Annotated in this window: 11 protein-coding genes; 2 read left to right on the top strand and 9 right to left on the bottom strand. The window is 72.2% G+C overall.

The genetic code is table 11. From position 1 onward, the window contains the following. Positions 1-34: 34 nt before the first annotated feature. The 5 genes from HTZ82_RS20120 to afsQ1 form a co-directional block, all read right to left on the bottom strand. A complete protein-coding gene (locus HTZ82_RS20120) occupies positions 35-235 on the bottom strand; it encodes a PspC domain-containing protein (RefSeq protein ID WP_175410821.1) in 201 nt (66 codons plus the stop codon). Positions 236-324: 89 nt separating this feature from the next. Beyond that, the gene (locus HTZ82_RS20115; protein WP_309235585.1) at positions 325-963 is read right to left on the bottom strand and encodes a VanZ family protein; all 639 of its coding nucleotides are present in this window, start codon (positions 961-963) and stop codon (positions 325-327) included. Between the two features lie 64 nt (positions 964-1027). Further along, positions 1028-1945, bottom strand: coding sequence for a hypothetical protein (locus tag HTZ82_RS32770; protein ID WP_302852249.1), 918 nt, complete (start codon positions 1943-1945; stop codon positions 1028-1030). Further along, a complete protein-coding gene (locus HTZ82_RS20105) occupies positions 1932-3563 on the bottom strand; it encodes a HAMP domain-containing sensor histidine kinase (RefSeq protein ID WP_175410819.1) in 1632 nt (543 codons plus the stop codon). Before HTZ82_RS20105 ends, HTZ82_RS32770 begins: the two co-directional genes overlap by 14 nt. A gap of 58 nt (positions 3564-3621) precedes the next feature. Next, positions 3622-4299 carry a two-component system response regulator AfsQ1 gene (afsQ1, locus tag HTZ82_RS20100; RefSeq protein WP_175410818.1) on the bottom strand — a complete coding sequence of 226 codons (678 nt, stop codon included), beginning with the start codon at positions 4297-4299 and terminating at the stop codon, positions 3622-3624. Positions 4300-4535: 236 nt separating this feature from the next. Between afsQ1 and HTZ82_RS20095 the strand changes: the two genes are divergently transcribed. Further along, complete coding sequence (locus tag HTZ82_RS20095; protein WP_175410817.1) at positions 4536-5276, top strand: SigE family RNA polymerase sigma factor; 741 nt, start codon at positions 4536-4538, stop codon at positions 5274-5276. Positions 5277-5443: 167 nt separating this feature from the next. Here the strand turns inward: HTZ82_RS20095 and HTZ82_RS20090 are convergent, their stop codons facing one another. After that, complete coding sequence (locus HTZ82_RS20090; RefSeq protein ID WP_175410816.1) at positions 5444-6148, bottom strand: uridine kinase; 705 nt, start codon at positions 6146-6148, stop codon at positions 5444-5446. 62 nt (positions 6149-6210) lie between these two features. Between HTZ82_RS20090 and HTZ82_RS20085 the strand changes: the two genes are divergently transcribed. Further along, on the top strand, positions 6211-6546 hold the full coding sequence (locus HTZ82_RS20085) for a hypothetical protein (RefSeq protein WP_175410815.1): 336 nt from the start codon (positions 6211-6213) through the stop codon (positions 6544-6546). Between the two features lie 102 nt (positions 6547-6648). On the opposite strand, the gene HTZ82_RS20080 is transcribed toward HTZ82_RS20085, so the two are convergent. From HTZ82_RS20080 to deoC, 3 genes are read right to left on the bottom strand one after another with little or no spacing between them, the layout of a single operon-like run. Beyond that, a complete protein-coding gene (locus tag HTZ82_RS20080; protein ID WP_175410814.1) occupies positions 6649-7539 on the bottom strand; it encodes an aldehyde dehydrogenase in 891 nt (296 codons plus the stop codon). Beyond that, positions 7532-8977 carry an aldehyde dehydrogenase family protein gene (locus HTZ82_RS20075; RefSeq protein ID WP_175410813.1) on the bottom strand — a complete coding sequence of 482 codons (1446 nt, stop codon included), beginning with the start codon at positions 8975-8977 and terminating at the stop codon, positions 7532-7534. Before HTZ82_RS20075 ends, HTZ82_RS20080 begins: the two co-directional genes overlap by 8 nt. 12 nt (positions 8978-8989) lie before the next feature. Further along, positions 8990-9955, bottom strand: a complete 966-nt coding sequence (gene deoC / locus HTZ82_RS20070) for a deoxyribose-phosphate aldolase (RefSeq protein WP_375540837.1) — start codon at positions 9953-9955, stop codon at positions 8990-8992. Between the last annotated feature and the right edge of the window lie 261 nt (positions 9956-10216).

The raw sequence follows: 10216 nt of genomic DNA, 5'->3' as shown, positions 1-10216 counted from the left end.
CGCCCACCGCCTTTCGCGTGCCCCGTGCGGAGGCCTACCAGGCAGGCTTCGCGGACTTCTCCCCCGGCAGCAGTATCCAGAGCGCCAGGTACAGCAGGAACTGCGGGCCCGGCAGCAGGCACGACACCAGGAAGATCACGCGCATCGTCGTGGCCGAGGTGCCGAAGCGCCGTGCCAGCGCCGCGCACACTCCGCCGATCATGCGTCCCTCACGAGGGCGGACAAGTGCGGCCATGGTGGGCTCCTTCGCGAGCTTCGCGGAAGCCGCTCCGTCGGGCTCCCGATGACTCCATCGTCACCCGGCCGACGGGACAAAGCGTCGGACTACGGGGCGATCCCGACCCTGGGAATCCTCGGGGTCGCGCCCTGAGGCCCGTCCTCCCGCAGCAGGGCACCGCCCCGGCCCCGCCTCCCACCCGCGGCGGACCCCCGCCCCGCGCCCGGCCGCCCGCCGCCCGTCCGGCCCGGTCGTGCGGCGTCCATCCGTACCTCCGTGCCGTACAGCCGCCGCCGCAGCCGCGCCCGCCAGGCCGGCACCACCGCGAGGTGCGCCAGCGCCACGCCCGTGGCGTTCAGCAGCACCGCGTCCACGTCGACGACCCGCCCCGGCACCGCCGTCTGCAACAGCTCGATGCCCAGCGACACCAGCGCGCCCGCCGACACCGTACGGACCAGGGACGCCCACGGCGACACATCCAGCCGCGCGTCCGCCAGCGGCAGCAGCACCCCCAGCGGCGCCAGCAGCAACAGCCCCTCGGCGATCCGCCGCACCGCCTCGGCCGGACCCATGGCGAGGTCCGCCTTGATCCCGGCCAGCGGCTCCAGATTGGCCGCCGTCACCCACGTCACGTCCAGCGGCCGCAGCGTCAGCCACCCCACCAGCACCAGATGGACGAAGAGGAGGACGAGCCCCGCCACGCGGTGGCGGATGGCGGCACTGCCGCCCGAACCTTGACGCTGCACGCCCCCCAAGACGCGGAGACCGGTGGGATCGGTTCCGTACGGAGCACCCCGGGACACAGGGGAATCAGGACGCCCGCGTCGGCACGGCGGACTCGGGCCGCTCCTTGACCGCCCGGTCGCACACATAGCGCCGTACGGGATAGTCCCCGGGCCCGCCCAGCACGGCGGCCCCCTGGACCGCCACCGTCCCGGTCTCCGCGTACGTGCACACGAGCTGCGCCAGCGCCGCCGGAGGCAGGTCCTCCGGCTGCCGGCTCAGCCGCAGCGCACCCGCCGGATCACCGGCGCGGCCCGCCGACACGGTCAGCCTCTCCTCGACGTACGTCGCGAACCCGGCCTGCCGTTCGCGCTCCGACGGCCGCTTGCCCAGCGCGTCGAGCAGCGCCTGCGCGGTCGCGACCCGCACGTCCCGCGCGGCGGGTAGCACGACCGTACGGTCCACCGCTTCAAGGCCCGATGCGCACACCAGGTACACCCGCGCGGCGACACCCTCCTGGGCCGCCGCCGACGCACCCGCGGCCTCCGGCAGCGTGCACGACATCCGGGACGGCGCGCCACCCGCGTCGACGGGCACGGACGTCGTCCGGATCCCGCACCCGACGACGAGTCCGGCGACCATCACCACACCCCCGGCGAACACCCCCCTCCGCCACCGAGCCCCACCCCGACCCCCCGCACCGCCACCCCCGGCGGCGTGCGGCCGGGCCAGTCCGCCCTCGGCGTGCGGCCGGGCGACCTCCCCGCCGACGTGTCGCCCGGCTACCCCGCCCCCACCGGCGTGCGGCCCGCCGAGTCCGCCCTCGCCGAGTCCGCCCTCGCCGAGTCCGCCCCCGGTGGGCTCGCCCCCCGTGGGTGCGGCCCTGGCGAGTCCGTCCCCGGCGTGCGCCGTCCGGCCGTGCCCGCTCCGGGCCTCGGCGCCCGCGGGCACGTGTGCCGTTTCCGTGCCGGTGTTGTCGCCGCGGCCGGGCTCAGGCGTCCGCATGGCCGTCACTCCGCTGTTCCTCATCCCCTGGCCCGTCGTCCCCTCGGCCGTTCCGTTCCTCGCCGCAGTCCCCGGCACGGTCAGCGTCCCCGTGCCCGTCCCCGTCCTGGGCTATCCGGGAGCCGTCCCGGGGGAGGCGCAGCGTGAAGACCGCGCCGTCGCCGTCAGGGGAGTTCGCCGCCGTGATGCCGCCGCCGTGGATCAGGGCGTTCTCCATCGCGATCGACAGGCCGAGCCCGCTGCCCTCGGAGCGCGGCCGTGACGCGCTCGCCTTGTAGAAGCGGTCGAAGACGTGCGGCAGCACCTCCTCCGGGATGCCCGGGCCGTGGTCCCGTACCCGTACGAGGAGATCGTCGCCGTCCGTACGCACCGACACGCGCACCGGCGAACCGCCGTGCTTCAGCGCGTTGCCGATCAGGTTCGCCAGGATCACGTCCAGGCGCCGCGGGTCCAGCCGTGCCACGATGCCGCGCTCGGCGTCGAGCTCCACCGCGTCCAGCCACGCCCGCGCGTCGATGCACGCCGTCACCTGGTCGGCCACGTCCACATCGTCCAGGACCAGCTTGGCCGTGCCCGCGTCGAAGCGCGTGACCTCCATCAGATTGTCGACCAGCGTGTTCAGCCGCCGCGTCTCGCTGATCACCAGCGCCACGGCGGGCGCCACCATCGGGTCGAGGCTGTCCTGCTCCTCCTCCAGGACCTCCGTCACCGCCGTCAGCGCCGTCATCGGCGTCCGCAGCTCGTGCGACATGTCCGCGACAAACCGTCGGCTCGACTCCTCGCGGGCGCTCATGTCCGCGACCTTCTTCTGGAGGTTCTCCGCCGCGTCGTTGAACGTCCGCGCCAGCTCGGCCAGTTCGTCCGTGCCCGACACCCGCAGCCGCGTGTCCAGCCGGCCCTCGCCCAGCCGCCGCGCCGCCTCGCCCAGCCGGTGCACCGGCTTCAGCACGGTCGTCGCCGCCACCTGCGCCAGCAGCGCCGACCCCAGCAGCGCCAGCAGCGTCGCCACCCCCAGCGACCAGCCCAGCGAGTTCAGGTCCTGCCGCTCCGGCTCCAGCGACTTCAGCATGTACCCGGTCGGCCCGCCGCCGATCACGCGCGTACCGCCCACCAGGTACGGCGTCCCGCCGCGCTCCGTGCGGAGCCAGAACACGTGGTACGGATACGCGTTCCCGGACCCCAGCTCGTGCTCCTCGTTCACCGCCGTACGCAGCGACTCCGGCACGTGCGCCATCGTGAACCGGTCCGGGTCCGACGTCCCGACGATCGGCTTGCCCGCCGCGCGCTCACCCAGCAGCAGCACGCTGTAGCCGCCACCGCCGCTCGCCATCAGCTCGGCGGTCCGCCGCAGCTCCTCCTCGGTCGGGCGCAGCGGCAGCGCCGCGGCCCGCGTCTGCATCTCCTGTTTGAAGTCGCGCAGCGCCGTGTCCTGCGTACGCGTCAGCACCGCCTCACGGTTCAGCCAGTACGCGATCCCGGACGCGGACACGGCCGCGGTCAGCGCGACCAGGCCGAACACGACGATGAGGCGCACCCGCAGGCTCGTCCACCGCCGCCCCGCGCCCGGCGCCCGGCCGGCGCCCGCGGGGGGCCCGTCATGCCTGCTGGTGCTCTTCACGGCACCGCTCAATGTGCTGTTTCCGTCCTACGAGCCGGCGACTACGAGCTATGGGGTCCTACGCGGGGCTGTCCAGCCGGTAACCGACACCCCGCACCGTACGGATCAGGGTCGGCGACGACGGCACGTCCTCCACCTTCGCCCGCAGGCGCTGCACACACGCGTCCACGAGGCGGGAGTCACCGAGGTAGTCGTGCTCCCACACCAGGCGCAGCAGCTGCTGCCGCGACAGCGCCTGCCCCGGCCGGCGGCTCAGCTCCAGCAGCAGCCGCAGCTCGGTCGGCGTGAGCTGCAGCTCGTCCCCGTTCTTCGTCACCGTCATCGCCGAGCGGTCGATGACCAGCGACCCGAACGTCGCCGAGTCCGTGGTCTCCCGCTCACCGCGCCGCAGCACGGCTCGGATCCGCGCGTCCAGGACCCGCCCCTGCACCGGCTTCACGACGTAGTCGTCCGCGCCCGACTCCAGACCGACGACCACGTCGATGTCGTCGCTGCGCGCGGTCAGCAGGATGATCGGCAGCTGGTCGGTGCGGCGGATGCGGCGGCACACCTCGAAGCCGTCGATGCCGGGCAGCATCACGTCCAGCACGATCAGGTCGGGCCGCTGTTCCCGCAGCAGCTTCAGGCCCTCTTCACCGGACGCAGCGGTCGCCACACGGTGGCCCTGGCGAGACAGCGAGAGTTCGAGGGCCGTGCGGATGGAGTCGTCGTCCTCGATCAGCAACAGGAAAGGCACGGCGTCATTCTGTCCCATAGGGGAGGAGGAGTTCGACAGTTGGAGCGCTCCCATGTCCGCACCGGTACCGGACCGGTATGTCGACCGGTAGATCAACCGGTAGATCATCGGCATGTCGCGGCCCCGGCTCCAGTCCCTGTGACACGCCTGTGACAGTCGGCGGACACCGTCATGAAGTGCCCCGGGCAGTCTTTTGGCACACGGACAAGCCGACTCCAGGACGACAGGGGGGCGTGATGAACGCAGTGCAGCACAGCACCACATCGGACGCAGTTGTCACGCGTCTCCACGATGTCGTCCGGAGCACCGAGAAGTCCGGCGCCGTGAACGGGCGGGGGTGCGTTCGCAGCGCCGGGCGTCAGCACAAGGCGGCCTGCAAGGTCGCCGTGGCTGACGGGGGAAAGGCGTACGGGGAGGCCTCGGGGGAGCGGAAGCCCCTGGCGACGCAGGCGAACGCGGAAGCCGCGTTCACCGCCTACGTCCAGGAGCGCCGCGCCTCCCTGTACGCCACCGCCTACCACCTGACCGGTGACCGGTACGAGGCCGAGGACCTGCTGCAGAGCGCGCTGTTCTCGACGTACCGGGCCTGGGACCGCATCAGCGACAAGGCGGCGGTGGGCGGCTATCTGCGCCGCACGATGACCAATCTGCACATCAGCGCCTGGCGGCGCCGCAAGCTCAACGAGTACCCGACGGAGGAACTGCCGGAGACGGTGGGCGACTCCGACGCGATGCGCGGCACGGAGCTGCGCGCGGTGCTCTGGCAGGCGCTCGCCCGGCTGCCCGAACTGCAGCGCACCATGCTGGTGCTCCGCTACTACGAGGGCCGCACCGATCCGGAGATCGCCGAGATCCTGGACATCAGCGTCGGCACGGTGAAGTCGAGCATCTGGCGGTCGCTCCGTCGGCTGCGTGAGGACGAGGTCCTCAGCTTCGGCCGTGACCGGGAGGAATCCTTCGGCCAGTTGGTGGCCTGAGGGTACGGGGGGAACCCCGGGGGGAACAGCGGGGGACAACCGGGGGATCAGGGGGGATCACGGGGGAATACGGGGGAAACACCTGCGCCGGACAAGCTGGGGGGCTTGTCCGGCGCACGCATGTCCGGGCACCGGGCGGGCCGCCGAGCGCGTCCCGCCCGGGAGCGTCACGCCGGTTCGGGCTGGGCCGGGGCGCGGTGGCGCCCCGCGGCGGCCGCGGTGAGCCGGCCCAGGGCCTCCTTCTTGCCGCACGGGTGGGCGCCCAGCGCCGTCTGGCGGGCCACGATGGACCGCTCGGCGCGCATCAGCCGCCAGCCGCGGCGCAGCAGGAACGGCACCGACTTGCGGCTCTCGCGCAGGTCCCGCAGCAGCCGGCGACGGAATGTCGTCGAGGGGCGGCCGCGCAGGCACAGCGCGTCCGCGAGCAGCCCGAGTTCCTGGCAGCGGTGCGCGATGTCGGCCGCGAAGATGCCCTCGGCGACGAACAGCGGCGTACGGGCGATGGTGAAGTGCTCCCGGGACACGCGGGAGCTGGTGGCGATGTCGTACACGGGGACGTCGGTCCGTCCCGTGGCGCACAGCTCGGCGATGGCGGCGACGGCCGCGTCGGCGTCCCAGGACCGGGGCGAGTCCCAGTCGATGTCCGTGCTGCCCGGCACGAGGGGGAGGGTCGGGTCGTCGCCCTCCTTGTAGAAGTCGTCGAGGCGCAGCACAGGAAGGCCGGTGCGGGCGGCGAGGGACGACTTGCCGGAGCCTGAGGGGCCCGCGAGCAGCACGACGCGGGTCGGTATGGGTTGGGAACTCACGGGACACCAGTGTGAGGCATTGGGCCGGTAGAGGGACCCCGCCGGGGACCCGTTGGTATCGAGCATCACACCTCGATTACGGTGTGTGCCCGTCCGATCACCTCCAGTCCCTCCAGGCAGGATCTCCCATGAACCGTTTGCTGAAGGCCGGGCTGACCGTCTCGGCGGTGGGCGCCGCGCTCGGCGCCGCCGGGGGCACGGCCCAGGCCGCGCAGCTGCACGAGCTCGACCCGGCGGCGGCCCTGCAGGCCGTGACGGGCGCGGTGCCGCACGCCGCGGCCCCGGTGAAGCACTTCAAGATCAACCCGCTGGCGGAGACGGGCGTGGACCCGCTGGACAACGGGTTCGGCACGCAGGTCGCGGACTTCCGGCCGGTCGACACGACGTCCGTGACCGGGTCGCTGACCAGCGCGCCGAACCTCCCGGTCGCGGGCCCGCTGCTGGGCGGTGTCCTGCCCGGCTGACGCCGGTACGGCCGTGCGGCGGCGCGGCGTGAAGCGGCCCCGGACCCCCAGGACGGTGGGGAGCCGGGGCCGCGGTCTCTCGCCGGGCGGGGCCTTCCCGGCTCAGTACGCCGAGCCGGAGGCGCCCAGGGAGCCCGTGGGGTGCCAGACCGTCTTGGTCTCCAGGAACGCCGTCAGGCGCCCGGTGCCCGGGTCCGCCGAGAAATCCACAGGCTGTGGACGGAGGACCCGCTTCAGGTTCTCGGCCGCCGCGATCTCCAGGTCGCGCGCCAGCTCGGTGTCCGCGCCCGTCAGGTCGATCGCGTTGACGTCCTGGTGGGAGGCGAGCGGCGTGGCGATCTCCGCCGTACGGCCGGACAGGATGTTCACGACACCGCCCGGCACGTCGGAGGTGGCCAGCACCTCGGCCAGGGACAGCGCGGGCAGCGGGGCCTTCTCGCTGGCCACGACGACCGCCGTGTTGCCGGTGGCGATCACCGGGGCGACCACCGACACCAGGCCCAGCAGCGACGACTCCTGGGGCGCGACGACGGCCACGACACCGGTCGGCTCCGGGCTGGACAGGTTGAAGAACGGGCCCGCGACCGGGTTCGCCCCGCCCACGACCTGGCTGACCTTGTCGGTCCAGCCCGCGTACCAGACCCAGCGGTCGATCGCCGCGTCGACGACGTCGGCCGCCTTGGACTTCGACAGCCCCTCGGCGTCCGCGACCTCCCGTACGAACTGGCTCCTGCGGCCCTCCAGCATCTCGGCGACGCGGTAGAGGATCTGGCCGCGCAGGTACGCGGTGGCGTTCGACCAGCCGCCGAACGCCTTGCGGGCGGCGACGACCGCGTCACGGGCGTCCTTGCGGGACGACAGGGGCGCGTTGGCCAGCCACTTGTCCTTAGTGTCCGTCACTTCGTACACCCGGCCGCTCTCGCTGCGGGGGAACTTGCCCCCGACGTACAGCTTGTAGGTCTTGAAGACGCTCAGACGGTTCTGATCAGACATCGAGGTACGCCTCCAGGCCGTGGCGGCCGCCCTCGCGGCCGAAGCCCGACTCCTTGTAGCCGCCGAACGGCGAGGTCGGGTCGAACTTGTTGAACGTGTTGGCCCAGACGACACCCGCGCGGAGCTTGTCGGCGACCGCGAGGATGCGGGAGCCCTTCTCCGTCCAGATGCCCGCCGACAGGCCGTACTGGCTGTTGTTGGCCTTCGCCACGGCCTCGTCCGGTGTACGGAAGGTCAGCACCGACAGGACGGGGCCGAAGATCTCGTCGCGGGCGACCGTGTGCGCCTGCGTGACGCCCGTGAACAGCGTCGGCGCGAACCAGTAGCCCGTGGACGGCAGCTCGCAGGCGGGGGACCAGCGCTCGGCGCCCTCCGCCTCGCCGGTGTCGGCGAGTGCCGTGATACGGGCCAGCTGCTCGGCCGAGTTGATGGCGCCGATGTCCGTGTTCTTGTCCAGCGGGTCGCCGAGGCGCAGCGTCGACAGGCGGCGCTTGAGGGCGTCCAGCAGCTCGTCCTGGACGGACTCCTGGACGAGGAGGCGGGAGCCGGCGCAGCAGACCTGGCCCTGGTTGAAGAAGATGCCGTTGACGATGCCCTCGACGGCCTGGTCGATCGGGGCGTCGTCGAAGACGATGTTCGCGCCCTTGCCGCCCAGTTCGAGCGTGAGCTTCTTCCGCGTGCCCGCGACCTGGCGGGCGATGGCCTTGCCGACGGCGGTCGAACCGGTGAAGGCGACCTTGTTCACGCCGGGGTGCTCGACCAGGGCGGCGCCCGTGTCCCCGTAACCCGGGACGATGTTGACGACGCCCTTGGGGAGACCGGCCTGGCGGCAGATGTCCGCGAAGAACAGGGCGGACAGCGGGGTCGTCTCGGCGGGCTTCAGGACCACCGTGTTGCCGGTGGCGAGCGCCGGGGCGATCTTCCACGCCAGCATGAGGAGCGGGAAGTTCCACGGGATGACCTGGCCGGCGACGCCCAGCGGCTTCGGGTCCGGGCCGAAGCCGGCGTGGCCGAGCTTGTCGGCCCAGCCCGCGTAGTAGAAGAAGTGCGCGGCGACCAGCGGGAGGTCCGCGTCGCGGGTCTCCCTGATCGGCTTGCCGTTGTCCAGGGTCTCCAGGACGGCCAGCTCGCGGGAGCGCTCCTGGATGATCCGGGCGATGCGGAACAGGTACTTGGCGCGCTCGCGGCCGGGCAGCGCCGACCACTTCTCGAACGCCTTGCGGGCGGCCTTCACGGCCCGGTCCACGTCCTCGGCGCCGGCCTGGGCGACCTCGGAGAGGACCTCTTCGGTCGACGGGCTGACGGTCTTGAAGACCTTGCCGTCGGCGGCGTCGGTGAACTCCCCGTCGATGAAGAGCCCGTACGACGGCGCGATGTCGACGACCGAGCGCGACTCGGGAGCGGGCGCGTACTCGAACGCGGTTGTCTGCTTGTCCATCTTCATGGGATCTCAGTCCACCGTCACGTAGTCGGGACCGGAGTAACGTCCGGTGGCCAGCTTCTGGCGCTGCATCAGCAGATCGTTGAGCAGGCTCGACGCGCCGAACCGGAACCAGTGGTTGTCCAGCCAGTCCTCGCCGACGGTCTCGTTGACCAGGACGAGGAACTTGATCGCGTCCTTGGTCGTCCGGATGCCGCCCGCGGGCTTCACACCCACCTGGACACCCGTCTGCGCGCGGAAGTCGCGCACGGCCTCCAGCATGAGGAGCGTGTTGGCGGGGGTGGCGTTGACCGCGACCTTGCCGGTCGATGTCTTGATGAAGTCGGCGCCGGCGATCATGCCGAGCCAGGAGGCGCGGCGGATGTTGTCGTACGTGGAGAGCTCGCCGGTCTCGAAGATGACCTTGAGGCGGGCGCTGTCGCCGCAGGCCTCCTTCACGGCCCGGATCTCCTCGAAGACCTTCATGTAGTCGCCCGCGAGGAACGCGCCGCGGTCGATCACCATGTCGATCTCGTCCGCCCCGGCGGCGACGGCGTCGCGGGTGTCCGCGAGCTTCACGTCGAGGGCGGCGCGGCCGGCCGGGAAGGCCGTGGCGACGGAGGCGACCTTCACGTCCGTGCCGGCCAGGGCGGCCTTGGCGGTGGCCACCATGTCGGGGTAGACGCAGACCGCCGCGGTACGCGGCGTGGTGCGGTCGGTCGGGTCGGGGTGGACGGCCTTGGCGGCGAGCGCCCGGACCTTGCCCGGGGTGTCCGCGCCTTCGAGCGTCGTCAGGTCGATCATCGAGATGGCCAGATCGATGGCGTACGCCTTGGCCGTCGTCTTGATCGAACGGGTGCCGAGAGACGCGGCGCGCGCTTCGAGGCCGACGGCGTCCACGCCGGGCAGCCCGTGGAGGAAGCGGCGCAGCGTGCTGTCGGACGAGGTCACGTCAGCGAATGCGGCTGCGGGTGTTGCACTGGTGGGCATGGTCACAAGATGAGCATATCTACGCGCGTAGCGGCCTGTACAGCCCCCGGGCCGGGCGCGCGCAGAGGAGAGGTTGAACGCGCAGGTGAGCGCGGACGGCAGGGGAGAGGGTGACTCCTGTCACATGTCTGTGACGCGGAACGGATGGCTCCCACACACAAGATCCATAACTTTGAGGGGCAGCCCCCGACCACACCGACCACACCGACCGGACAAAGCCCTGGAGCCGTGATGCGCACCGCCCTCCGTACGTCCCTCGCCACCGCC

Origin of the sequence: Streptomyces sp. TRM64462 (assembly GCF_013362995.1) — a bacterium.
Taxonomy (GTDB): Bacteria; Actinomycetota; Actinomycetes; order Streptomycetales; family Streptomycetaceae; genus Streptomyces.
This window is presented reverse-complemented; position numbering and strand designations above follow the sequence as displayed.

What these genes read in the sequence shown, in the direction of transcription:
- HTZ82_RS20120 (WP_175410821.1), bottom strand. Translation starts at nt 235, where the DNA reads ATGGCCGCACTTGTCCGCCCTCGTGAGGGACGCATGATCGGCGGAGTG.
- HTZ82_RS32770 (WP_302852249.1), bottom strand. Translation starts at nt 1,945, where the DNA reads ATGCGGACGCCTGAGCCCGGCCGCGGCGACAACACCGGCACGGAAACG.
- HTZ82_RS20095 (WP_175410817.1), top strand. Translation starts at nt 4,536, where the DNA reads ATGAACGCAGTGCAGCACAGCACCACATCGGACGCAGTTGTCACGCGT.
- HTZ82_RS20090 (WP_175410816.1), bottom strand. Translation starts at nt 6,148, where the DNA reads ATGCTCGATACCAACGGGTCCCCGGCGGGGTCCCTCTACCGGCCCAAT.
- HTZ82_RS20085 (WP_175410815.1), top strand. Translation starts at nt 6,211, where the DNA reads ATGAACCGTTTGCTGAAGGCCGGGCTGACCGTCTCGGCGGTGGGCGCC.
- HTZ82_RS20080 (WP_175410814.1), bottom strand. Translation starts at nt 7,539, where the DNA reads ATGTCTGATCAGAACCGTCTGAGCGTCTTCAAGACCTACAAGCTGTAC.
- HTZ82_RS20075 (WP_175410813.1), bottom strand. Translation starts at nt 8,977, where the DNA reads ATGGACAAGCAGACAACCGCGTTCGAGTACGCGCCCGCTCCCGAGTCG.